Annotated in this window: 26 protein-coding genes, 2 tRNA genes, 4 pseudogenes and 1 other annotated feature; of the genes and pseudogenes, 5 read left to right on the top strand and 27 right to left on the bottom strand. The window is 38.0% G+C overall.

The features are described 5' to 3' along the window. Positions 1 to 115: pseudogene (locus FTU71_RS12160) on the top strand (IS982 family transposase); the annotation flags it as partial. Between the two features lie 49 nt (positions 116 to 164). Here FTU71_RS12160 and FTU71_RS12155 read toward each other — a convergent pair. The 22 genes and pseudogenes from FTU71_RS12155 to FTU71_RS12050 form a co-directional block, all read right to left on the bottom strand. Beyond that, positions 165 to 704, bottom strand: a complete 540-nt coding sequence (locus tag FTU71_RS12155; protein ID WP_180112036.1) for a hypothetical protein — start codon at positions 702 to 704, stop codon at positions 165 to 167. Positions 705 to 792: 88 nt separating this feature from the next. Continuing rightward, on the bottom strand, positions 793 to 1,227 hold the full coding sequence (locus FTU71_RS12150) for a hypothetical protein (protein WP_019836251.1): 435 nt from the start codon (positions 1,225 to 1,227) through the stop codon (positions 793 to 795). Between the two features lie 20 nt (positions 1,228 to 1,247). Next, a complete protein-coding gene (locus FTU71_RS12145) occupies positions 1,248 to 1,652 on the bottom strand; it encodes a hypothetical protein (RefSeq protein WP_019836252.1) in 405 nt (134 codons plus the stop codon). An 18-nt stretch (positions 1,653 to 1,670) separates the two neighbouring features. Beyond that, complete coding sequence (locus tag FTU71_RS12140) at positions 1,671 to 2,897, bottom strand: beta-ketoacyl-ACP synthase (protein ID WP_019836253.1); 1,227 nt, start codon at positions 2,895 to 2,897, stop codon at positions 1,671 to 1,673. Continuing rightward, positions 2,897 to 3,622: a 3-ketoacyl-ACP reductase FabG2 gene (locus tag FTU71_RS12135; protein ID WP_019836254.1), complete on the bottom strand. Its 726-nt coding sequence runs from the start codon at positions 3,620 to 3,622 to the stop codon at positions 2,897 to 2,899. The genes FTU71_RS12140 and FTU71_RS12135 overlap by 1 nt, the downstream gene beginning before the upstream one ends. Beyond that, positions 3,619 to 4,056 (bottom strand): 3-hydroxylacyl-ACP dehydratase, encoded by a 438-nt coding sequence (locus tag FTU71_RS12130; protein WP_019836255.1) that lies wholly within the window; start codon positions 4,054 to 4,056, stop codon positions 3,619 to 3,621. Before FTU71_RS12130 ends, FTU71_RS12135 begins: the two co-directional genes overlap by 4 nt. After that, the gene (locus FTU71_RS12125; RefSeq protein WP_179994388.1) at positions 4,053 to 5,249 is read right to left on the bottom strand and encodes a beta-ketoacyl-[acyl-carrier-protein] synthase family protein; all 1,197 of its coding nucleotides are present in this window, start codon (positions 5,247 to 5,249) and stop codon (positions 4,053 to 4,055) included. Before FTU71_RS12125 ends, FTU71_RS12130 begins: the two co-directional genes overlap by 4 nt. Next, on the bottom strand, positions 5,242 to 5,799 hold the full coding sequence (locus tag FTU71_RS12120; protein WP_180112035.1) for a DUF3261 domain-containing protein: 558 nt from the start codon (positions 5,797 to 5,799) through the stop codon (positions 5,242 to 5,244). The genes FTU71_RS12125 and FTU71_RS12120 overlap by 8 nt, the downstream gene beginning before the upstream one ends. Positions 5,800 to 5,802: 3 nt before the next feature. Continuing rightward, positions 5,803 to 7,089: an NAD(P)/FAD-dependent oxidoreductase gene (locus FTU71_RS12115; RefSeq protein WP_096902303.1), complete on the bottom strand. Its 1,287-nt coding sequence runs from the start codon at positions 7,087 to 7,089 to the stop codon at positions 5,803 to 5,805. 18 nt (positions 7,090 to 7,107) lie between these two features. Beyond that, positions 7,108 to 9,432, bottom strand: a complete 2,325-nt coding sequence (locus FTU71_RS12110; RefSeq protein WP_179994387.1) for an MMPL family transporter — start codon at positions 9,430 to 9,432, stop codon at positions 7,108 to 7,110. Then, a complete protein-coding gene (locus FTU71_RS12105) occupies positions 9,407 to 9,994 on the bottom strand; it encodes an outer membrane lipoprotein carrier protein LolA (RefSeq protein WP_242439148.1) in 588 nt (195 codons plus the stop codon). Before FTU71_RS12105 ends, FTU71_RS12110 begins: the two co-directional genes overlap by 26 nt. 55 nt (positions 9,995 to 10,049) lie before the next feature. Beyond that, entirely contained in the window at positions 10,050 to 10,469 is a 420-nt protein-coding gene (locus FTU71_RS12100) for a thioesterase family protein (protein ID WP_096902306.1), read from the bottom strand. Positions 10,470 to 10,481: 12 nt separating this feature from the next. Further along, entirely contained in the window at positions 10,482 to 12,017 is a 1,536-nt protein-coding gene (gene hutH, locus FTU71_RS12095; protein ID WP_179994391.1) for an aromatic amino acid ammonia-lyase, read from the bottom strand. Next, positions 12,017 to 12,931, bottom strand: coding sequence for an acyltransferase (locus FTU71_RS12090; RefSeq protein WP_096902308.1), 915 nt, complete (start codon positions 12,929 to 12,931; stop codon positions 12,017 to 12,019). The genes hutH and FTU71_RS12090 overlap by 1 nt, the downstream gene beginning before the upstream one ends. A 17-nt stretch (positions 12,932 to 12,948) precedes the next feature. Next, positions 12,949 to 13,683 (bottom strand): glycosyltransferase family 2 protein, encoded by a 735-nt coding sequence (locus FTU71_RS12085; RefSeq protein ID WP_180112034.1) that lies wholly within the window; start codon positions 13,681 to 13,683, stop codon positions 12,949 to 12,951. Between the two features lie 15 nt (positions 13,684 to 13,698). Further along, positions 13,699 to 15,360: an AMP-binding protein gene (locus FTU71_RS12080; protein WP_179994386.1), complete on the bottom strand. Its 1,662-nt coding sequence runs from the start codon at positions 15,358 to 15,360 to the stop codon at positions 13,699 to 13,701. A gap of 74 nt (positions 15,361 to 15,434) precedes the next feature. Continuing rightward, positions 15,435 to 15,989, bottom strand: a complete 555-nt coding sequence (locus tag FTU71_RS12075) for a hypothetical protein (protein WP_019836266.1) — start codon at positions 15,987 to 15,989, stop codon at positions 15,435 to 15,437. After that, entirely contained in the window at positions 15,986 to 16,234 is a 249-nt protein-coding gene (locus tag FTU71_RS12070) for an acyl carrier protein (protein ID WP_019836267.1), read from the bottom strand. The genes FTU71_RS12075 and FTU71_RS12070 overlap by 4 nt, the downstream gene beginning before the upstream one ends. A 9-nt stretch (positions 16,235 to 16,243) precedes the next feature. Further along, positions 16,244 to 16,504 (bottom strand): phosphopantetheine-binding protein, encoded by a 261-nt coding sequence (locus tag FTU71_RS12065; protein ID WP_019836268.1) that lies wholly within the window; start codon positions 16,502 to 16,504, stop codon positions 16,244 to 16,246. Beyond that, positions 16,497 to 17,300 carry a 1-acyl-sn-glycerol-3-phosphate acyltransferase gene (locus FTU71_RS12060; RefSeq protein ID WP_019836269.1) on the bottom strand — a complete coding sequence of 268 codons (804 nt, stop codon included), beginning with the start codon at positions 17,298 to 17,300 and terminating at the stop codon, positions 16,497 to 16,499. The genes FTU71_RS12065 and FTU71_RS12060 overlap by 8 nt, the downstream gene beginning before the upstream one ends. Next, positions 17,294 to 17,914: a beta-ketoacyl synthase chain length factor gene (locus FTU71_RS12055; RefSeq protein ID WP_096902312.1), complete on the bottom strand. Its 621-nt coding sequence runs from the start codon at positions 17,912 to 17,914 to the stop codon at positions 17,294 to 17,296. The genes FTU71_RS12060 and FTU71_RS12055 overlap by 7 nt, the downstream gene beginning before the upstream one ends. Positions 17,915 to 18,152: 238 nt before the next feature. Continuing rightward, positions 18,153 to 18,275 (bottom strand): annotated as a pseudogene (locus FTU71_RS12050) (IS5/IS1182 family transposase); the annotation flags it as partial. Positions 18,276 to 18,324: 49 nt separating this feature from the next. On the opposite strand from FTU71_RS12050, the pseudogene FTU71_RS12045 reads away from it, so the two are divergent. Beyond that, positions 18,325 to 19,558, top strand: a pseudogene (locus FTU71_RS12045) (IS3 family transposase). Next, positions 18,600 to 18,716: a sequence feature (AL1L pseudoknot), on the top strand. Its footprint overlaps the pseudogene before it by 117 nt. Positions 19,559 to 19,588: 30 nt before the next feature. After that, positions 19,589 to 19,738 (top strand): annotated as a pseudogene (locus FTU71_RS12040) (site-specific integrase); the annotation flags it as partial. A gap of 70 nt (positions 19,739 to 19,808) precedes the next feature. Here the strand turns inward: FTU71_RS12040 and FTU71_RS12035 are convergent. The 4 genes from FTU71_RS12035 to FTU71_RS12020 form a co-directional block, all read right to left on the bottom strand. Next, positions 19,809 to 19,882: transfer RNA gene (locus tag FTU71_RS12035), tRNA-Trp, on the bottom strand. A gap of 33 nt (positions 19,883 to 19,915) precedes the next feature. Beyond that, positions 19,916 to 20,000, bottom strand: a tRNA-Leu gene (locus FTU71_RS12030). 117 nt (positions 20,001 to 20,117) lie between these two features. Further along, the gene (locus FTU71_RS12025) at positions 20,118 to 20,969 is read right to left on the bottom strand and encodes a protein kinase (RefSeq protein ID WP_179994390.1); all 852 of its coding nucleotides are present in this window, start codon (positions 20,967 to 20,969) and stop codon (positions 20,118 to 20,120) included. Continuing rightward, positions 20,959 to 22,485 carry a DUF3336 domain-containing protein gene (locus FTU71_RS12020; protein ID WP_154320847.1) on the bottom strand — a complete coding sequence of 509 codons (1,527 nt, stop codon included), beginning with the start codon at positions 22,483 to 22,485 and terminating at the stop codon, positions 20,959 to 20,961. Before FTU71_RS12020 ends, FTU71_RS12025 begins: the two co-directional genes overlap by 11 nt. A gap of 185 nt (positions 22,486 to 22,670) precedes the next feature. On the opposite strand from FTU71_RS12020, the gene FTU71_RS12015 reads away from it, so the two are divergent. After that, complete coding sequence (locus FTU71_RS12015; protein WP_096902520.1) at positions 22,671 to 23,543, top strand: ATP-binding protein; 873 nt, start codon at positions 22,671 to 22,673, stop codon at positions 23,541 to 23,543. 76 nt (positions 23,544 to 23,619) lie between these two features. On the opposite strand, the gene FTU71_RS12010 is transcribed toward FTU71_RS12015, so the two are convergent. Further along, positions 23,620 to 23,931 carry a hypothetical protein gene (locus tag FTU71_RS12010; RefSeq protein ID WP_179988428.1) on the bottom strand — a complete coding sequence of 104 codons (312 nt, stop codon included), beginning with the start codon at positions 23,929 to 23,931 and terminating at the stop codon, positions 23,620 to 23,622. A gap of 358 nt (positions 23,932 to 24,289) precedes the next feature. Between FTU71_RS12010 and FTU71_RS12005 the strand changes: the two genes are divergently transcribed. Beyond that, the gene (locus tag FTU71_RS12005) at positions 24,290 to 24,547 is read left to right on the top strand and encodes an EexN family lipoprotein (protein ID WP_004971457.1); all 258 of its coding nucleotides are present in this window, start codon (positions 24,290 to 24,292) and stop codon (positions 24,545 to 24,547) included. The last annotated feature ends 32 nt before the right edge of the window (positions 24,548 to 24,579 follow it).

Here is a 24,579-nt window from a genome sequence, read left to right as displayed (position 1 = left end):
ATGGCATTTATCTCATCGTATCACTCGAAAAATTCTTTCACATACAATTTCAGTCGTTTTAAATTCTCAATTAGGTAATCCTCCTTTACAGTTGGAAAAATTAATTAAAAGTTGAGATTGGCGTAATTTGAATTAAAGGTTAAGCAGGGTTCAGTTTAAGTACTTTATTTTCTTAGAACAGTTTCAAGTTTGCCTACAAACTCATTCACATTAAGGGCAATATTTCTAGCACGTGAACGTGTATGCCGAGCAACACCAGGAGCTAATGGATTTAAGTCACTACCTGCTATCGTATTGATAGTATCTTGGAAAATTTGTTGGCCCTTATCATCAAATACAGTGTACTTAATTCCTAACTTACCTTCAAAATTACCAAAGCTTACAGCCGCCTGACTTGCAACAAGTACTTGAGCAGTAATTTTGTATGGATGTTGAGCATCTGTACCAAAAAGATTCGAGTTTTTTAAGGCTAACTCTAAAGAATCTTTGACTTTTATATCAATTTTTTCTCTATTGTTAATTTTAGGATCAATATCCACTTCAACTAGGCTTGAATTTTTCAAATATGGACTTTCAACTTTTTTTACATTCGCAATAATATCTGGAGCAATAAGAGGAGTTGCACAACCCACCAAAGTTATAGTCGAAGCTATTAAAGAAGCCTGAATAATTTTCTTCTTCAAATCAATACCCTTTAAAATCATATAATTATCAATGGTAAAATATTAGTTAAAGTAATATTTTAAAGCCCACAATTAATAATATTGAGGGCTTTTGTAACGTCTATTTAAATTAAAATTTTACAAGATCACCTTTTAATGCGACGCCTGCAATTGCTGTGCCTTTAGCACATTGATAAGTTTTAGTACTTTTGGTCTCATTAGCTTTATAATAACTCACCAAATTTGTTACAGCATTTGCACCACGCACTTTTGCGGTTTTCTCGAATTGAATTAGAGCTGATCTTAATACATGATCACATGAAGATTCAGCTGATTTAGCAAAACCATTGGTTTTCTTATTCGTTACCAAACCACGTTCAATAACACGTCCCCCTGATTTAGTTCCCGCTAGATAAAATTTAACTGAGCCGTCAAGAACTCCATCAGCAACAGCACGATTAACCGCCTCCTGAAAGTCAAAATCATGCATTTGATCTGCTGCTTGGACAGCCGTAAAGCTACCAAAACCAAGCACACTCGCTAAAACCAATTGTTTAATATTCATCATTCCACCCTCTTAAAAAGTTAATTTAAAGACTTTGATAATTGTATAAAAACTGAATTATCCAAACGCATTTTCCAACTCATGGCATTTTTATGGATTTTATTTCCTTTTTGATCTAGATTACGACTACTCGTTATCTGAGAAGATACTTGTTGTCCATTAATACTGTAGGTTACTTGTAAATAGTGACTTCGACGTGTCAAACCAGCAATGACTTTACTCGAGTCAGACTGTTCTACGACCCACCCCACACGTGCTTGTTGCGTAATGGCTTGTTTAATATTATTTAACACATCTTTAGTTGTAACGTTTTCAGGTACATTGTATTGGCGTTGTGGATAGTCAGAAATTTTCACTGTACTACAAGCAGTTAAACTTAATGTGCTTACAATGGCTAATATAACCAAGTATTTTTTAAGATTCATATTCCCTCTATATATCATCTAGACCTTAAAATTTTTAAAAATCAATGAAGTATTAATCCCACCAAAGGCAAAGTTATTACTCATAATTATTTCAGCAGGCATATTTCGTATTTCCCCACGAATATAGTCCAATTCTGCACAAGATGGATCAACACTATCCAAATTCAAAGTAGGGATAAACTGTTCACGTTGCATCATCTCAATACTAAGCCATGCCTCAATCGCACCACAGGCTCCTAAAGTATGACCAAAATAACTTTTTAACGAGCTAATTGGTTTTTTTCCTAAAATACGTAAGGTAGCCTGAGTTTCAGCAATATCACCTTGATCTGTTGATGTACCATGCGCACATACATAATCAATATCTTCAGCAGAAACATGAGCATCTTTGAGTGCTAAGCCCATACAATGCCCCATCATTTCAGAATCAGGTCGAGTTACATGCTGACCATCAGTGTTACTACCATAACCTAAAACTTCTGCGTAAATGGTTGCACCACGTGCTTTAGCATGTTCATATTCTTCCAATATTAAACACCCAGCCCCTTCCCCGACCACTAAGCCATCACGATCACTGTCAAAAGGACGTGGTGTAGCTTCAGGCTGACTGTTTTTCATACTGGTTGCTAAAAGCACATCAAACACAGCTGAACCCGCTGCACTAAGTTCCTCTGCTCCACCTGCAATCATCACCGTTTGTTTACCATATTTAATGGCTTCATAAGCCTGCCCAATTGCCATAGAGCCTGAAGTGCAAGCACTAGAAGTTGGCAGGGTTAAACCTTTTAAGCCAAAATAGATCGTCATATTGACCGCACTAGTATGAGACATCATACGAATATAAGTTGTTGCATTAAGCTGACTCATATTGTGATCAAGTAACATAGACCCAAATTCGCGCACAGCATCTACACTACCTGCAGATGAGCCAAATGCTACTCCAGCTTCACCGTTTTTCAATATATTTGCATTGAGTAAACCAGCATTCTCTAATGCTTTTTCTGCACACACTACAGACATTAAAGCAACCCGCCCCATGCCTCTGGTAACTTTTCGATTAAAATGCTTTGGCACTGTAAAAGACTCAACTGGACCTGCCAATTTACTCCGTAAATCTGTATAGATTTCCCAGTCTGGCATATAGCGAATGCCACTTCTACCTTGTGCAAATTGTTCAAAAACTTGGTCTGCTGATTCTCCTAAAGAGGTAATCCCTGACATACCTGTAACCACAACGCGTTTCATCAAATCAAGCCTCCATTGATTGAAATTACTTGGCGTGTGATGTAACTTGCATCATCACTGCATAAAAACTTAACCGCTTTAGCAACTTCCTCTACCCGACCCATACGTTGCAATGGAATCATTTTCAAAGCATGTTCTTTTACTTCTTCTGTTACCATTTCTGTTTCAATCAAGCCTGGAGCAACACAATTCACTGTTATTTTTCTTTTTGCCAATTCTAAAGCTAAAGCTTTAGTTGCACCAATTAACCCTGCTTTAGCAGCACTATAATTAACTTGACCACGATTCCCCATAATCCCCGATACAGAAGACAAGGTCACAATACGCCCACCTTTCTTTAAACGAATCATTGGCATAATCAAAGGTTTAAGTACATTATAAAAACCATTTAATGAAGTTGAAACCACTTGATCCCAGTCATCATCGGTTAATGCAGGGAAAGCCCCATCTCTTGTAAGCCCCGCATTTACAACGACACCATAAAAAGCACCATGCTTCGCGATATCTTGTTCCAAAACTTCTGCTATATGTTCACGATCATTTACATCAAACATTAATACATGGCTAGCTTGTCCAATTTCTTGGATTTCCTTCACCACCGCTTCAGCTTCTGCTTGTCTTGAACGCGCATGTACTGTTACATCAAAACCTGCTTTTGCTAATTCCAAAGCAATTGCCTTACCAATTCCACGACTAGAACCCGTTACTAAAATTCGTCTTTTCACACTAGTTTCCCACTAATTTCATTTATATTTTCAGGCTCAAACACACTAAGCATGGCACTGAACTTATACTCTTGATATTCAATTTCACAATTAAACTGCCCCAAACCCTCATGCAGATAACTTTGTTCCACACGAATTCTTACTGTTGTCCCCTCAGTAAAAAAAGCACATGGAAATTGGATTTTTCGTGTCCCTAATAAAAAACCAATTTTCGGAAGCATGCCCTTGCTTTGTCCTTTATAACCAGCATAAGCACTAATGGTCTGCGCCATCAATTCAATACTGCTCCATGTTGGTAAGCCCTTTTCTTCAAAAAACATTAAATCAGGAGTGATTCTAAGCTCAGCAATTGCAAATATATCATTTACCTCAATTAGATGACTCACAAAAACCATTGGCTTTTCATGCGGAATAAACGTAATAGCATCCATCATGGTGAAACTGTTCCCATAATTAAACTGATATTGCTACCACCAAAAGCAAATGAATTACTCATTACATACCGAATTGGTGCTTCTAAATGGCTATTTCGCACATAGTTTTTCGTGATCAATTCAAAGTCTAACTCTCCAGAATGATGTAAAGGTAACCATGCTTGATCTAACAAAACTTGCTGACAAATAAATGCCTCAATTGCACCAGCCGCCCCCAAACAATGCCCTGTCTTATGCTTGGTGCTACTCAATGCCACTTGTTGATCTGCAAATACAGCTTGAACAGCTTTAATTTCCATCGAATCATTTTGTGGCGTAGATGTCCCATGCAAATTTAGATAATCAATATCACTCGAATGAAGTCCAGCCCCCTCTAAAGCTTTTCTCATTGCTTCTATTGCACCCAATCCTTCTGGATGTGGGGCAGAAATATGCCATGCATCCATCGACTCTCCAGTCGACAACAAACAGACAGGAGCAGACTCTTTAGAGAGTAAAAATAATCCCGCCGCCTCACCTATATTAATGCCATCTCGGCTAGCTCCACAGGGCTGACAAATATCAGTAGAAAGACTCTCTAAGCTATCAAAACCATTTAAAGTTAATTTACATAAAGTATCCACTCCACCCACTAGCACAGCATCAACTAAATTTGCATTGAGCATTCGTCGACCTGCTGCCATAGCTTTTGCAGCGGAAGAACATGCTGTTGAGATAGTATATGCAGGCCCACTCCAGCCTAAATATTGCTGTAATGCCTTTGCTAGACAACCCATTTCCTGCTTTTTATGCCAAACACCTTGTAATATTTTTTTCTGAAAACATGCTTTTAATACAGGCTCATTGTCAGCAACACCAGATGTAGATGTGCCGATAATTACAGCCAAACGATGTTTTGGGAACTGTGCTGTATAATTGTGAACTTCTGCTTCAATTCGCATTAAAGCTGTTAATGCAAAACGTAAATTGCGTGAGTCTGCCCCACTCAAATCCTCTGGTACTTCTTGAATCAAAGGATGATTATACGCCCCAACCCAAACTTTACGCCCTGCAATTAAATCATCACGTAAGGACAAAGAGTTTTCTTCAGAAGTCAAAGTACGTCGAATATTATCTACATTCTGCCCCAAAGCAGACAACGCCACACTGCATTGAATTCCGACAGCTGAAGAGTGCTGCATTTTTTTAGTCATCATTACCGCCTGAATCAGCTTCCAATGTATTATTAACCGTACTAATTACCATCTGATAAGGTACTTGTAGGTTTTCCAGTTCAATAACTCCCTCTTGATGATCTATTTTCAAGACAGGTTGTTGCTGAATATAAATTATGCCTTCCTTTTGCAAGACAGTAGTTTTCCCGACATGCAGCGATATAAAGTTGGGATATGTTGCATATAAAATATCCCGCACTACATAATCAAAAGGTAAGAATCTCAATTGCTCAATACGTTGCTCAACCTTAACTTTTTGACCATCAAAATTAAGTTTAAACAATTGCTGTCCTGTCAGGCTGAGTGCCAACATTTCAAGAGTCTGCCCTTTCTGTTCTTGATACATTAAAAAGCTAAAACTTTGCTGTCTCCAATGTACCTCCATTTGATCCTGTCGCTGAAAGTTTCGTACGCCCCACTGTTGGGTTACTAGTCCTTGAGCTTTAGGAATCCATGTTTGACAAGCACTAAACAATAAAGAGCTAGCTAAAATCAAGCTAATGACATTAAAACGTAACTTAGATTTCATCCATCAACAGCTCTTGGTTGCTTTCTCTTCTCGGCAATATTCAGCCAAAGTACTCAGACGTTGCTTAGCATTACGATGAATTGGGTTACTCTCATCCCACGCATAACCTGCTAACAATGAAGAAATCATACGACGGATCTTTTCATCTTGATGGGTCGAAAAAACTACATCCTGGAATTCACCTGAATACCATGACTCAACATAAGCACGAAAAACTTGAATGCCTTTGCGTAACGGCTTTTCATACTCCTCCATCCAATCAACTGACTGTCCTTGAAGAACTCGATCTACCAAAGGAATGGCTAAGCTCGATGATTTCAACGCAATCGTTACACCTGATGAAAATACAGGGTCTAAAAACTCACCTGCATTGCCCAAAAGTGCATAGTTATGTGATGCCAAATGTTTAACATCTGCCGAGTAGCCAACTAAAGTTCGCATAGGAGTGTCATGCTTAGCATTACGTAATACATGTGACAAACTAGGATCATCTGCCAAAATGCGCTTCTGTAAAGCCTCTAAATCATAATCTACACTACCGTCATATCCATATTTTTCAAAAAAATCTTCCTCTGCTACCACACCAAATGATGCGCGTCCATCTGCAAAGGGAATCAACCAATACCAAGCACGATGATCTTTTTCATGTACAGTGATTAATATTTTCTCCCGATCAAATTCTGGATCATCTTGTAAGCCATCTTCAATATGGGTAAATACAGCACGACGCACAGGAAAATCTGATGGACTTTCCAAATCCAAGAATTTCGGTAAAATTCGACCGAAACCGCTCGCATCCAATAAAAATTTTCCTTGAATTTGGTAACTATTGTCTTGCTCATCTTTCACAGTCAAAATTGGCTGTTCAGATACAACATCTACCCCTAGTACTTCATGACCATAGCGAACATCTGTCCCCATGTTAGCTGCTTGCTGTGCCAAAAGATGGTCAAAGTTAGCACGGCGTATCTGCCACGTTGTACCTGGGCCTTCACTAAACTTTTGAGTAAAATCATAAAAGTTACGCTGCTTTCCTTTTAAAAAAGCAGCACCATTTTTGAACTGGAAAGCATATTCATCAACATGTGCATGAATCGTGTCTAACAAGCCAGCTTCTTCCAAAAAAACCATACATTGAGGCAATAAAGACTCACCTATGGAAAAACGAGGAAAATATTGCTTTTCAATTACTGTGACTTGATAGCCTTTTTGACAAAGTAAAGCTGCCGCTGAACTACCTGACGGCCCCGCACCAATGATTAAAACATCTGTATATTGCATTGTGCTCATTGCACTGTACCTTTTAACTCAACTCTTTGGCTGATATTGCTGAACCACAACATGCTTTACATCGGATGATGTAAAAAGTGTTGCATAAATAAATGAAAAAATAACACCGAGTAAAACTGTTAGCCCAAAACTATGAATAGCATAGGTATGACTAAAAGAAAGCAAGCCAAATCCAAAAAATGTAGACATCATGCACAAAAATAAGGCCATACCTACGACCTGTGGATGGTCGTGCCCATGATGATAAAAAATTGCATAATCCACCCCAATCCCAATAATTAGGAAAGTTCCCATAATACTAAACAAATTAATTTCAATACCCATCCATGCTTGGATTGCAAAGGTTGTCATAAGTGCCATGCTGACAGGTAATATCAAAGGAAGGATGGATTTTTTACCGTAAAGTATTCCTAAACCAATAGCTAGAATCATCAAAGCACTAATTAGTAATGACTGCGCATGCTCTCGATGTTGCTTAAATAGTTCAGATAATTGATTGACTGGACGCAGTAACTGTATATTAGTATTTGTTAATTGCTGCAATGCATTTATATCATGTATGTTTTCGAGCATGACTAAACGTTGTGTTGAACTCATTTGCAAAAAATAAAGTGGATGATCCTTAAAAGAAGCCGCTGTTAATATTGGTCGCTCATACAAGCCTGCCTGCCAATTCAAAACGTCTTCAATGTTTAGTTGCAACGCCTGGACATACTCACTCAATATAGGCTTCGGAATTTCCTTTAGCATCGCAATATTCTGCATCTGCTGTTCAAGTGAAGGTATCCATTGACCCAAAGCTTGCACACCACCTAATTTCCCTGTTTCCTGTAAACTTGTTAGTTTTACCAACAACTCTTGTTCACGTTGTTCGACCTCTGCAGAGGTTCGACCTTGTATTACAAAATAATCACTGCTTTGTTGTTGCATAAAACGAGAACGGACATATTGATCTTCCTGCTTGAGCGCTACATCCATACTTTGTAAATTGCGAATATCATCATTACTTTTTAGAAAAAATAAACTAGTACCCGTCACGAATACAATCAATAAAATCAAGGTATGACGTAGAGTCTTATGAAGTTGCACGTAGCTACGCACTTTACCTATAAAACTTAATCTGCGGATGGCAGGTTCAGCATTTAATGCAGGCAAGCGTGGAAGTAATAAAATACTGGTAATCCATGCTGCACTCAGCCCAACCATTGAAAAAACTGCAATCTGCTTAAAACCAGGGAAAGGTGTAAAACTAAGTACCACATAAGCCAGAAGTGTTGTCATGAGTCCAACAAACAAACTAGGCAATAAAGGTTTAAGCACATCAAATCCATTCATCATTCTGTGCTGAGATTGCATTGCCATAAAGTAAAATGAAAAATCAACACAAACCCCTATTAGACTTGCCCCGAAGACCAAAGTCATCAGATGTATTTCACCAAAAATCCAATAAGTCACAGCAAAAGCCACTAAACAACCTGCCCCAACTGCAACCATTTCAGTCAGCATTGGACGTAGTGAACGGAAGCCAAACCAAACTAAAAGTAAAATACCAATCGTTGACCCAACCCCAATAGTCGATATTTCCTCTTTGGCAGAAAAAGTCCCAAACTGTGCAAACAACAATGTCCCCGTCCAATGTGGCTTAACCTGCAATTGGATAAACTGCTGATTCATATTTTGAATAAAGGCTGCGGTCTGATCCTGATAGGCAATGTTATAAGGACTATTGTTAAGTTGGAGCACTATTAAACGGGATATACCATGTTCATCACGCAGGGTCGCAAAACCTTGCTCAAGATTGATATCAGTATTATTTTGTAAATTACTTAAACTTAATACATAGCGTGAAAACAACATCAACGGATCTTGCTTAAGCATGTCAGCCGTAATTGGCATACCGGGACTCATCAACTGCAATAAACTTTGTTCCATTAATGCAGCATAGTCTTTTTCCTGCAAAATCTGCCGATCAGTTTTGGAAAGTAATCCTGTTTTATGTTGATATAGCACTTGAGCAAAGCGATCAGGATCGACTTGTGAGCGGAGAGGATGAAAAAAACCACTTTTATTTGCTTGAGTTTTAAGTACTTGTGTTGCCTGCTCTAACTGCTGATCATTTTTTGCATCCAATACCACAAAAACTTTATCATTTAGCTGCTGATTAATATATTGTTGTGCATGTTTCAAATTTTCATCTTGATGTGACTCTGGCAATAAAGAAAAAATATTAGTGTCTATACTAATACCTTTATTTAACCAAGCCATTCCTAGTGCTAAAGCAATAACACATAGAATACATAGCCAAAGGGCTGTTAATTTATTTTGCCAATTGGAAAAGCGCATTTTCAGCAGCCGTTAAAGTTTGAGGTTGAGATGTCTGCTGACTGAAGTTAATAATTGTAAGATTGCTCGCTTGCTCTTCAATTAGAATACGATCAACATAACGTTGACCTTGTGCATCGACACGTACAAATAATTTTTTAAATAAACTACTTTTAGGTGTCAAACTGACATTCCACTGCGTTGGACTGTAGCTTGCAGAAACCACATGAAAGTTTTTGTTTAATGCTACCTCATTGCCTGACATTAATTGCAAAAACATAGTCGCTACAGAACCATACGGTGTTTTATTTATTTCTATTTGACTTGATGTACGCAAGGTTTTTTGTACTAGCTTATGCGGTGTCACAACCAAATCAGCTTTTACTGGACTTTGAATTTGCCATAGCACACCTTGACTTTTACTAAATAAGACAACACCTTTAGACACATAAGTTTTATTCAAAGATATTAGCTTTTTTTGTTGCTCAAATTGAGCACGTACAATAGGTGTTGAACCCAGTTGCTCAAACACTTGTTTCATTTGAACACTCTGTGCCTTTGCTGTTGGAGCAAGAAAGATCATAATACAACTTAAAGTAACGACCTTCTTGGCAAACTTATAACGAGTCATAATTGTACTACTCTGCTTTAAATTCGGACCATGCTTTTAAGCAATCCAATAGAATTTGGGGAGACTGAAAACACATTTCACGCTTTTCGATTTGTACCGCCACTTGTGTTGTATAACCTTTGGTCAGTTTTTTTCCCGAAGCTGCGTCAAAAATCAAATATTCAATTTTCAGTCGATTTTCCCATTCCTTTAAAATTGCACGCACTCTAATTTTTTGTTCGAACTCAATACCTTGAACATAACGCACATGGCTTTCAATTACTGGCCACGCATAACCTGAATCACGCATTTGATTATAGTTATAATTAAATTGATCCAATAATTTACAGCGTGCGACTTCAAAATATTTCAAATAATGTCCATGCCAAACAACATGCATAGTATCAACATCATGAAATGGAACTTCTATTATTACATCTGCATACATAGTGATGTCCTATCAATATTTAACAACAATATGGCTCAACAACTCTAAGTCTTCAAAGCGATTTACCAATGATTGAAGTTCATGTTGCAAAGCACGGTCCTCTTCTACATAGTTAAAGCTCTTAAGCACCCACTGTTGAAACATATTTAAAACGGGACTTAAATCATTATCCATTTTTTTTAATTTAATTGCCTGAATAGCAGCACAGCTTAATGCTGCAACTACTTGCTCAGTGAGTATAATTACTCGACTTGCATCACGGGCTGCAATAGTCCCCATACTGACTTTATCTTGGTTATGACACTCGGTAGAGCGTGAAAAAATAGATGCAGCCAAAGTCTGTTTTAATGCTTCTGCAGTCCACGCTGAAACCCCTATTTGTACTGCTTTAAAGCCATGATTTAATGGTAAACGCTTAAGACTCGAACCTGTTAAATTACGTGGTAGCCCATTATTCATTTTATAATCAACTAACTGTGCTAACTGACGATCCATAAGATCTGCAATATTAGCAATCATGACTTTTAGACTGTCCATCGCTTGAGCAATATGCCCCCCATAGAAATGACCACCATGCAATACACGTAAGTTGACTGGATCGATCAATGGATTGTCATTACTTGAATTTAACTCATTTTCAATAAATTGACGTAACCATACTTTTGAATCTTCAAAAACACCTATTACATGTGGTGCACAACGTAGTGAATAACGGTCTTGTAAACGTGAACTTTGATGCGCGGTCTGTACCTCACTGTTTAACCAGTCACGTAATTGAGCAGCAATGGTCTGTTGACCCTGATGTGGCTTTTGAGCAAAAAGCACCTCATCAAAATGACTAGGATTCCCCTCTAAAGCCAAAACATTCAATGCAGTAATTAAAGTACTCGCAAAAGATATTTGTTCTGCTTTTTTATAGTTGAGGCAAGCAATTGCTGTCATGACTGCTGTGCCATTCATGAGAGCCAAACCTTCTTTAGGACGCATAACTAAAGGCTGCACACCTTTTTCAACATATACCTCAGAAACAGGAACGATTCTGCCTTGATAGTACACGTCGCGCTCACCAACTACAGCACCCGCAATGTAAGATAAAGGTGTTAGGTCGCCACTAGCACCAACAGAGCCCTCAGATGGAATCACAGGAATTACATCTTCATTCAACATCCAAACTAAACGCTGTAATAAAGCATGCGAAACACCAGAATAACCTCGCGCCAACGAGCACAAACGTACAGTCAACACCGCACGTGCCGTAATAAGGTCTAAATTTTGCCCCATACCACAGCCATGAAAACGCGATAAATGCAATGGAAGTTCGTGCACTTGATGTGCTGGGACTCCAACTAAACAAGAATCTCCATAGCCTGTAGTAACACCATAAATCACCCCTTCATCTTGCAAAAGTTGATCCAGAAAATCTGCACCACGTTGAATTAACGCTATCCATTCTACAGATGAAGGTAAACTGACCTGTTTTTCTTTACGTGCGATAGCAACAACATCTTCAATACTAAGTGGATTTTCCCCAACAATTAACACAAGAATTACCCTTTATTCCAAAAATTAAAAAAATTAAACCATTGATAAGGCGCACGTATACAATGCTGCTCCAATAGTTCTACATATACCTGAATGGTCTGATGCATAGCCTGTAAACGATCTTTACGTGGCCAAGTTAATTGCTTAGCCATTTGATGAATATGCACCTCAAAATGTTTCTCTATCCGATAACAGAACACGGCTAACACTGGTGCTTTCAATAAATTGGCAAGTATCCAAGCCCCTTGTGGCCACAAAGCATCTTCACCCAAAAAAGAAACAGACTGTACCCGATCTGATTGTACGGGTACACGGTCTGCAGCTAAAATAATCCACTCACCCCGATCTAACTTATCTTGTAGAATCAATGCAGTTTCTATACCTAATTCATCTACTGACACTAGATTAACATCGGCATGTTTATTCAGTTTTTTTAAAAACTCATTAAATTTTGTGGCATGCTTTTGATACACCAATACATTAATTTTCTGCGGATGTTCTGCTTTAATAGCCCTCAGTAATTCAATATTCCCAAAGTGGGATACCACAATCACTGCACCTTTTTGATAATGAGAACGAAAGTGCGCATGACCATGTAACTTTAATTCCTGTTCAGGAATATGCCCAAGCCATCCTTCAATTTTATCTAAAATGCATTCACCAAAATGCATCAAATGCTTATAGCTATGCCAAAGTTGAGGCTCTGTTTTAAATGGAGAGTTGTCACCTGCAAAGTGATGCAACCTTTTTAAATATAATAAAGATGCTTGACGAGCAGTATTTGAAAAAAGCCAATACCACAAAATAACAAAGTACAAAACAATTCTACATAGCCAACGCCCGCCTAAACGGTAAAAGCCTAGCATCAACATGAGTGGCAACATACCACCCCGCTCTTTGACTGTACTCCATTTTTGCATTTACTTGTTCGACTCGCTTAGTCTTTGATTTTTTTATAAATCAATTGAGGTAAACGAATCAACATTCCACCAAATAATCGGCTATGTGCACGTGCCAAACCGATGTTGTCACGCCAAATATCAAAATGTGAAATGCCATTTTCTGGATAAATAACATGTGTTGGTATATTAATAAAAGGAACATTTTTCCATTTTAACCGTACCAAAATCTCAGAATCAAAACCCATCCGCGGTTGAAACTTTGCAGTATTCAAAATATGAACTGTTTGGACCAAAGGATAAATACGAAAACCACACATACTGTCTTTGATTTCCAAAGACAGGCTATTAATCCACACCCAAATATGCGTTAAATATCGACCATATAAGCGCTTTTTTGGTACAGTTTCATCAAATATTGGTTGGCCAATAACCATAGCCTCTGGATGCTTGTACGAGGTCTCTAAGAAGTTTTCCACATCCTGCCAATCATGTTGTCCATCAGCATCAAGTTGTAAAGCATGACTAAAACCACATTCAAAAGCATGTTTTAAGCCAGTCATTACAGCTTGTCCTTTCCCCATATTATGAGTATGTTCTACCAAATCCACGAGGGGATAATCCCTCGCGAGTTGATGTAGAACTTCTGTACAAGCTATGTCACTACCATCATTAATCATAATGATCGGCAACTCAAAAACACTCAAATGCAACAATAATGCAGCCAAATGATGAGGGTGATTAAAAACAGGAACCACAAAGCAATATTTCATATCCCTTACCCCAATTTAAGACTCTGAAGTAACAGCAAATAATAAACGTCCTGAAGCTAATATTTTTTCATCATTTTTTAATTCAAAGCTAACTTTATTTGCTTTACGACTGAATACCAACTCCACCACTTGATAAGGTTGAATAAGCTCTTGAAATTTTAGCTGTTCAAAGCCATTACACCACAGTAAATCGCCCCAATTCTGTTTAGCAAAATATTGAATAAAACCAATTTGCCCTACACCTGGATAAATTGAGAAATTTGGGAAATGGCCCTTAAAGCATTCAAGTTCTGGTATGAACTCTAAACTATAAGTAATATATGTATCGCAAGACTGCTGTGTTAGAACTACAGGCAAGCGCATTGGCTGAAATAAAGACTTTAAATACTGCTTATTCAGTTTTGATTGTGAATTTTGTGGCATTTGCATTAAGAAACGCCACTGTCTTGGAATTGCGATGCTTTCTAGCTTTTTTTGCAACTGCTTTTTTAGCTGCGCAATGAACGTAACTTTTCCGACCTGCTTCAATCTATCGCGTGCATCTTCAGTTAATACAGCTACCGCTGCTAAAATTTGACGATGCTCTTTTTCATGGACTAAGACATGACATTGTTGAATTTCATCAAGTTCTACAATTTTTTCTTCAATTGCATCCAAACTTAAACGCTTTTCTTCTAGCTTTACAATACGATCTAAACGCCCCATTAATCTGAATGAGCTTTTAGAGTCTTCAACATCTATTACTTGAACCTTATCCCCAGTCAAAATCCAATCTAGATTAAAAGCATGATTAGTTTTTACAGCTAGTTCTTGCTGCTCTGCGCTCTTAATTTCAACATTAGCAAAAGGTGTCCATAGAGCACCATCTTCCCGACGATGAGCAATCCCTCCTGTTTCCGAACTTCCAAAAACTTCAGTAACCAGACAATTCAGAAAAGGACGTACTCCGTCATCCAACTTTCCACCTGAAGAATAGACCATATTGCAATCTTGCAATAAAACATCTGTGGTCCAACGCTTCAATAAAGCAGGACTAGAAGTTAAATAGTTTGGTAAATTCAGATGTGCTATTTTCTTTTGAATAGCAACTACGTCTTCAGGGAAAGCTACTTGTTTTTGGTAGAAACTACGTCCGCTCGCTAACGGCCATAACAACTTAAAAAGTAAGCCATAAATATGTTGATGGCTGACCGTAGCAATCGCCACGGCTTGTTCTGGTAAATCGAAGCTAGCATCTAAACCACAGACCTCATTGAATAGTTGTTTTAATGTGCGTGGAATTTTTTTAGGTTGCCCTGTCGAACCAGAGGTATAAAAATATAGCTGCGCCTGTTTTAAAAACTCATCATCAAATCGGAGTTTAGCAACTGGAATAGCTGTTGGAAGCTGACGCTTCAAAAAGTAAATTTGTTGAGAAGCCAATTCATTTTCTAAATCACTAACTCGATGAGGAGTTAACAACACACTCTTGCCAGCTTGTAATGCAGCAAACAACAACACTAAAAAATCGTAACTATCTTGTTCCCATAGAGCCCATGTTGACTCCTTCAATTGTTCAATTTGAGCTGCTTGCTCAGCCACGTCAGACCAAAACTCTTGAAAAGATATCAAACTCAGATCTGCTTGTATGCACAGTACATGAGAGGAATGAAGATAATGTTGAAAATGACAAGACATAAAATAAAATTTAAACCGTATTTCTAGTCGCTATCCGTATTCTTAGATAACTCACTTAACGCAATTATAAAAAACTACTTCCTTGTTTGATGTCGTTGCTGATGACGTTTACGCAATATAAACTCAGCAATTAACAAAATACCCATCAACAAATAAGAAATTAATCCATTATACAACACCCAAATTTCCATAGGAGCAAAGAAAACTGTGATTAGTGCAATTACAGCATTAATGCCAAAAAAAACACACCAAACCTTTGTCACTTGATAAGTCCATCTCACTCCTTCGGAGGGTAACTCAGGCTCCACTAAACGCGCAAAACGCTCAATCATAGAAGGTGGTTTAATCAAAGTTCCTGCAAAGATGAATAATGCCCCTAAACTCATAAAAACAGGATATAACTTCAACCATATATGCTCTTTTAGAGTTAAGCTAAGTGCGCCGCATAAAATAGCAAACCCTGTCAAAGGCCACAGTAAAGTATTGCCTTTACTCAATAAGCGAAGAAATCCAAGAGCGATCAACAATACACTGACCCAAATGAACAACTCATTGGTTAAAGCATAAGCTACAAAAAAAGGATAGAGGGTTAATCCAACCACAACTACCCCTTTTAAAATATTTTTCATGCAGCAGACATATTCTGAATTACAACCACAACATCCTGCACAGTACGTACATTTTTAAAATCTTCTGGATTAACTTGACGACCTGTCAACTCTTTAATCTTTACAACCAAATCAATAGCATCAATACTATCAACATCTAAATCTGAAGCTAAATTTGACTCCAACTGAACATCCTCAGGTGAAATTTCAAACAATTCTTCCATCCATTCACGTAATTTTTCTAATACAGTTTCTTGTGTAAGCATAGCAACCTCTTATGCTGTTTTTTGTGCTTCAACTAAAGCAACTAAGCTTTGAATTGATTTGAAATGTTCTTTGGTTTCTGCAGACTCTGCATTCAAATGGATACCATAGCGCTTTTTTAAAGCCAAACCTAATTCTAAAGCATCAATTGAATCTAATCCCAAACCATCACCAAATAAAGGTGCATTTGTATCAATATCATCAATACTGATGTCCTCAAGAACAAGAACATCAATAATCATTTGCTTTAACTCATTAGCAAGATTACTCATTTACGGATAACTCTTGGTTAAAAAACCACTGTAATTGTTGATTTAATTGACGTACATTTTTTGGATTAACTGCTACATCATCCAGCACGTCCTCCACTCGGATCGCATCCAAAACTTTTACATGTATATGAAAAGGTCGTTCAGGAATGTGATGCCATTTTTCGTTTTTGGTGAGTGTCGATGGCGTACATGTAATAAGTACAGGGCGAATCGGCACACCAGCCCTTAACGCAATATTGGCTGCACCACGTTGAAACTCATTTAATTGCTCCCCTTTAGCTGTGCGTGTACCTTCTGGAAAAATCAACAATGATGCAGCATTATCTTGCTGTAGTTTCTGAACGCAGTCTTGAATAAATTGTTCAGAACCCGCATTTAAAATATAACCTGCATTTTGTACAGGTCCTTTAGTAAATGGATTTGACCACAATGCCTGTTTCACGACACAGTTTGCTTGCTCCATTAAACCAATCAATACAACTACATCTATCAGAGTTGGATGATTAGCAATTACTAGTTCTTGCTGACTTTGTTGAAGTTTTTCCAAACCTTCCACGCTATAGGTCATAATTCCAAGCTTTACCATCATTTCAGTAAAGCCCTTAAAACTATATTTAATGACCTTTTGTGTACGTTGTTTGCGTACATCAGGATCTTGTGAACTCAATTTCACCATTGGAGCAATAACACCGCCAATGGCCATTCCACCTAAACCAAAGCTAGCAAAACTCAATCCTGTAGCACCAATGCGCCATACATAATTAGCTTTTTGCTTCATCCGATTTAATTTCAGCATTTTTCCCACATATCAAATTCAGTTTGTTCTTTATTTTTCCAAAAATTATTAAATGCTAAAGCTTGTTCATAAGCAGGATTATCAGTAAGGATATTTGATTTCAATACCAGATTTGCTGACTCCAATGATATAAGAGCTGCCATTGCAAGAGAGCTAAATGATTGATGTTCCATATATATTTCAGGCAAGGCTTCATCGTAATAAACAACCAAAACATTCCGAGCGCTAGCTGTTGTTTTTAGCCAAGTATATGCCTCGATTAGCCCATCAGCCCATGTTCCTGCCAAACTAGTTGCAGGTGTAGAATCCTGACATAAAATAGAATATAAACCCGAAATCGCATTATGAACTGAAGTTGAAAATTGGGTTGGGGATGGAGTTTGATCACTTAAAACATCTTCTAAAATTTTCAATGTTTTATGCTCATCACCATACTGAGACACCCATACTATAAAATCTGCTTTATGGCCATTTAAAGCTTCAATAGCACTATTTATTGAAAGTTTTGCTAATGGGGATAGACGTCTGCGTTGCATGGCAGGAATATGATCCAAGGCACAATATGTTGTATCTCCTTGACTACATATTAAGTCTGCTACATGTAATCTGATCATGCCCACCCAAACCCCACAAAAACAATCAACATAAACTTTTAAAATTTTTAAAATTATAACATCTAATATATTCACTTACAAAAAAATACATTCCTTATTAGGATGCATTGATTTTTAATAAAAGCAATCTCTAAAGAATGCAAGATAAGTCAGCTACTCTTTGAAAATTTTGCTTTAGTGCTAGATCTAACCATCACTTTATTTAAAACCCGTTCTTATAATAGATCTCTTGCGAAAGTTAATTTAAGAGCATCCAATTCACCATTCCAGCAATTAAATTCATTCTTAGACCAAATCGTTTCCGTCTATTTCTATAGCGTTCTGTTAATATCCTAAAATGTTTAAGTTTGCCGTTGATATTGAACCGTACCGGGTTTGTCGGAGACCACTTTTCTTGAGAGAATGTCCCGATGAAAAAAGTAAAATACACCCCTGAAATCAGAGAAAGAGCGGTTCAATTATTGATTGAATCCGAAAAAGATTATCCATCGAATTGGGCTGCGATCACAGCAATTGCGCCTAAGATTGGTTGTACTCCTGAAACACTTCGTGTTTGGTATCAAAAGCATTTAGATCAGCAAAATCCTATTAAAGTACAACAGATATCTGATCAAGAAAAAATGAAGCAAATGGAACGTGAAATTAAAGAATTAAAGCGTGCCAATGAAATTCTACGTAAAGCAGCCGCTTTTTTCGCCCAGGCGGAGCTCGACCGCCCACACAAATAATGGTGGATTTTATCCATAACAATAAAGATCGATATGGTGTTGATGCGATTTTTAGGATTTTACCGATCGCAGCTTCAACCTATTACCGAACTTTAGATCTCGCTGACAATCCAGAACACCGAGCGAAACGTGCTCTGCATGATTTACATCATGCAGAGCAAATCAAACGTATTTGGAAAGAAAGTTCAGGTCGATATGGTGTGCGTAAGGTCTGGCAACAATTGAAACGTGAAGGTTATGTTATCGCACGTTGTACAGTTGCTCGATTGATGCAGAAGCTAGGTATACAAGGTGTTTGGCGTGGTAAGAATAAACAAACCACCCGTAGCCGAGATGATCAAAAAAGAGCAAATGATTTAGTGAAACGTAATTTTAATGCTGATCGACCTGACCCTTGCGAAGCAATGCTTCTCAGGTCAGTGACTTTACGTATATTCAAACTCATTCAGGCTGGGTCTATACCGCCTTTATTATTGATGTGTTCTCACGAGCAATTGTTGGATGGAAAGTATCGACACGGATGAATACAGATATGGTGCTCGATGCATTAGAGCAAGCATTGCACGATCGAGGCATGCCAAAGAATGTGATTCATCATTCCGATAGAGGTGTTCAATATCTTTCTATTCGCTATACCAATCGTTTAGAAGCTGCAAATTTACGAGCATCAGTCGGTACGACTGGTGATTCATACGATAATGCTTTGGCTGAAACGGTGAACGGCTTATACAAAACAGAGGTGATTGAATATCTAAAAGCAGATTGGCAAGGTTTAGCAGATGTACAACTTGCGACACTAAACTGGGTAGATTGGTTCAATAAAAAGCGTGTACACAGTGCACTGGGTTATGTATCGCCTTTTGAGTTTGAAGCAATGTACTATGATAAGATTAACCCGTTAGGTCAGGTGGCCTAACTTAAATAAAAAAGTCTCCGACAAACCCGGTACGGTTCAATGTTGCTCATGGATGGTTTGAACCCTGTCTTTGTTGCAGACCAAATGGGTCACAGTTTGCAAATGCTGATGAAACGCTATGCCAAGTGGATGCATGGCGATAAGAACAAAATTGAAATGGCGAAACTAAAGATAGAATAAATAAAATGTGGCAAAAGTGTGGCAACAAAAAAGGCGCTTTGTATAAGCGCCTAATTTCTATCTAAATATTTGGCAGAGGATCAAGGATTCGAACCTTGACGAACGGTTTTGGAGACCGTCATGCTACCATTACACCAATCCTCTGTAACTTAAAATCAAGCTGACTTGATATTTAAGTGGTGGGGACGGAGAGACTCGAACTCTCACACCTCGCGGCGCTGGAACCTAAATCCAGTGCGTCTACCAATTTCGCCACGTCCCCGATGGCTGTGTATATTATAGAGATCACTTCCTGATGACAAGCCTTTTTTATAAAAAAGCACAATGACTGTTTAAATAAAAAACAAAAAACTATTTTTTGATTTTTTCTTAAGCATATTCAGCCACTAAGCCATAATTTCAACTCTGCAATACTCGTTGCACGCTGCGAATAGGACTTTGCCAGCATGTGATTCAGCAGAGGTAAAAATGCTTGTAGATATATGGGAAGTTGAATATGCAATCTTTGACAGTGCAAATATGCCCAATCGTGGTAACTCTTTGCCTGTAAGCGTTGTTGCGTTAACCACTCATAAAAAATAATGCCTAACGCATAAATATCACTTTGTGCAGTTTTAGGCTGTCCGTGAAATAATTCTGGCGCCATATAACGTGGTGTGGCGGTCATCCCCTGACATTGAATATCTGCAACTTGCTGTGCTTGCTCAAAATCTAACAGTTTGATTTGCCCATCTAACTGCACAATATGTTCAGCTTTTAAGTCGGCATGAATCCAACCCAATTGATGCAATGCATCCACTGCTTCAAAGACACGCAAAAATATGTGTTTAATCGCTTCTGTATATTCAGGTAGATTACCCATCGCAAAAATAGCTTGCGCCTCAGACAGAATTAAAGCACGTGAATAGACCTGTGAATAATGCGATGAAATGTCATGTGAATTACCCTGCGGCTGAATATGAATGGGTGCAGCATCCATCAATTCACATGGCAATAAAAAAGATAAATGTGATGATTGCGCGTACTGTTTATAAAAGTTCCATTCTTGTGCAAAGCCCTGCTCTACTGTCGCATAAACTCCCTGTTGTTGGGCTTTCAGCCAATAAAACTGCCCTTGATGTTCAAAACGATAAATATGCCGACCATGTTGCAAACTTTGCGCTTTACTGCGCAACTCGAACTGCGCAGTATCTAACTGTTGAACATCCAAATTTAAAACATTAAACAACACTTGCGCCAGTGCGCATTTCTGCTGCGACTTCGGTGGATACCTCTTGTGGTACATTTAATAACTCTAAGCAATGTTGCAAAGTTTTACCGACACGTGCATGCGTTTCAATTGATGAAATTTTCGGCCAAGTCGCACGCTCGCCTTCACGCTGTAAAATTTTAAATAAATGTGGTTTCGGGTTTTGCAACATATAGCTGTAATGACGCAGGTTATAGCTTCCTACAATATTCACATCACCATAATAGCGTTGATCGACAATGCCATAGCCATGATCTAGCAAACGACGCACTGGCGGTACAGCTCCTGCGCGCTCACGTACAAAATCCATTACCCCACGACTAATGACTTTGCCCTGACGACGAATAATCCGTTCTGGCCAACTCAGCATATCTTTACGATAACGCTTAATATCATCCTGCATAAAAGGCACTACATGCGGATTGACCTGACTGGCGATGGTGTAGTTAATATTATACAAACGTGCCATTTTTTCCTGTGGGAAATCGCTACGCACACTGCCATCCACCCAACGGGTTTTACCCATATATGGAGTGTGTTCGCCATCATAACGCTTGTTGGTTAAACGTACTGGTGGAAATAAAATTGGCACAGCACACGAGGCCAACACCGCACTCCAAACCAATAAATCTGGCGCAGTAAAGCTGTTCATAATGCGTGAGTCTTGCGATGCATCATAAGGCGCAACCGCCACATTAATATGCAAACCTGATTTTTGAAAAGCTTCTTCAAACGTGGTATCGCCCAAGTTTTTGATCAGGAATTTTTTTAAATAATGCACATCGGCAATTCCACCATTGCCTTTAAGAATTTCGCGCATTTGTCTAAACTGAAATGCTTCGTGGAAAAATGACTCACCACCCAAAATATGCTGTACTTCTTCAGGTTTTGCGATGCCTAGCATTGCAGTCATTATTGCACCCGCGCTCGAACCCGACAGCACTTTAGGCATTAAATCCTGTTCAAGTAAGGCCTTACAAACACCTGTATGAAACAAACCTAGCGTTGCCCCACCAGAGAACATCAAGGCAGGTTGTCCGTATGCAGTTTGGCATTGCTGAAAAAACTCTATTTTTTCTACTTTGGTTAAAGCCTGACATTCATCTGAAGCGACAAAAGCCAAACTTTTACTGACTTCATCCACATAATCTTCAATAATTTTTTTAGTACCCACATAGGTTGCAGTAAACAACATCGGATGGGCAATATTGGCGATGTCAAAAGTTAAACCTTCACGCAAAATATAAATTAAATCGTGACTGCGTTCGGTGGTGCGATAACGGCGTAATAAATTTAAACGATGCGAGATAATTTCCGCATCAAAATATGGCGAACTGTTGTCATATTTCCATTCTTGCGCACCAGTTTCTTCATCTATACGAATGGCAATACTTTTCCATTCTTCATACGATTCGGCATTTTGAATTTGGCGCTTGAGTTTTTTTATGCGATAGGCTTGATGCGGATTAACATCTTCGGTGAAATCTTTAAATAACATAGCATTCCTCAATCCGTTGGTTTATTCGCAGCACTACGCTTGCCTATGCCTACTATACACAACAATATCTAAAAAATTGTAATACGCGTCAATGACTCGATTCACACTTTGATTGTCAAATCTAGGTCAATTGCGCTAGTCTTAAAGTGTAGCAATCTGATCTGCATTTTTTAAGCTGAATTATCATGGCAAACCTAGATTTACCCGACAACATCTTATTATCACTTTCTCATGTACTCCAACAACTACAGCAAAGTTTACCTGCTTTAAAACAAGAAACCGACTTTTCCGCCATCGCATTCAAATGGCAAGATCGACAATTGATAGCGATTCAACAACCAAGAAAAATTGATTTAGATGATTTAAAAGGCATCGAAAAGCAAAAAGAAAAAGTCATTCAAAACACCTTGCAGTTTTTAAATGGCTTACCTGCCAATGATGTGTTACTTACAGGCTCACGCGGTACGGGAAAATCATCTATTGTACGTGCCCTATTGACCGAGTATGCCAATCAAGGATTACGTTTAATTGAAATTGAACGCGATGATTTGTCTGAATTGCCAGAAATTCAAAAAATCATTCAGCATCGTCCTGAAAAATTTATTGTCTACTGTGATGATTTAGCTTTTAACGCAGAAGATGAAAATTATCGTAGTTTAAAAAGTGTTTTAGATGGTTCATTACAATCAGGTTCCAGTAATTTTATTATTTATGCAACCAGTAACAGACGTCATCTATTACCTGAATTTATGCATGAAAATACACCTGTCACTCGTGTAGATGTACCGCAATATACTGAGTTGCATCCTCAAGAAGCAATTGAAGAGAAAATTTCACTGTCTGATCGCTTTGGTCTATGGCTGTCGTTTTATCCAATGGATCAAAATCTATATTTAGAAATTGTGGAGCATTATTTACACAAAGCCGAAATGCCAATGACTGCCGAAGTACGTGCAGAAGCATTAAGATGGTGTCAGGCACGTGGACAGCGTTCAGGGCGTGCTGCCTATCAATTTTCTAAACACTGGATTGGCTCGCAGCAACTTAAAGCACTTTAAATATTTTAATGGGTTGTTTGCATATAGAAGATAGTCAGCAACCCACTCTATTTAAACGCGCTAAATGACTGAGCGACTACTGACCTTGTTCTGCAGCAATCCGTGCCAATGTGTCTTTATAAAATTCTTCGCCATGCGCCTGCATTTCTGCCACAGTCGGCTCTCCTACATATACTTCTTGCGGTACTCTCGCTTCAGGTGTGATAGCCGAAGGATGAGTTGCTACAGTAGTCAAACGAGTCGGTACTTCGACCTGTTGGGCTGTCACTGAACTCGGCTGATTTTCTGTACTATTTATATTTTGCTGTATTGACTCAGCCCCTTCGCAAGCGGTCAATACCATCATCCCCATCACACAAATAATGCAAAATGTATTTTTAAATCGCATGTTTATCTCAATTGGTTTTATATTAAATATCTACCAAAAATCATAGTTTAAAGTTGAAAACACAACAATTGGACAGGATTCACAGATTTAAATACTGCTGTCAGCTACTTTATGGATTTCTATAAATTGTAGGATGAGTGCACAAAAAAAATAAAGAAGTTCTATTTGAAACCAATACGTGAAATAAAGTTTGGGATAGAATATGACTATAAAATTTCAGAAAAATTATTAAAAAATATTTATATTGCAATTATTTAATTTTACTTAATAAGATCAACTTTAGTCCATTGTATTATTTTATGAACCCATTATTCGCTTAAGATGCAATCTCTTTAAAACAAACAACGGTTAAAAAATAATGTTTAAATTTAAAAATTTGTTAATTACAGTAAGTTTAATTACAACGCTTACAGCATGTACACAAGTGAAAACGCAAGAGTATTATGCCGAGAACTTAGATGAAGCTAAAAAAGTTTTGCAGAAGTGCGAAGAAATGGCCAATCAAGGTAAATCACTAGAAGGTAAAAAATTAGAAAACTGTACAAATGCAGGGAATGCTGTGATGCAAGGCATGATGAAAGATCTTACCAAAGGTTTAATGGACGCAGTTCGCTAAGTCTTAAGTATTCGTTTCTAATATTAATGTAA

The sequence above is a fragment of the Acinetobacter sp. YH12136 genome (genome assembly GCF_013418545.1).
Taxonomy (GTDB): Bacteria; Pseudomonadota; Gammaproteobacteria; order Pseudomonadales; family Moraxellaceae; genus Acinetobacter; species Acinetobacter towneri.
This window is presented reverse-complemented; position numbering and strand designations above follow the sequence as displayed.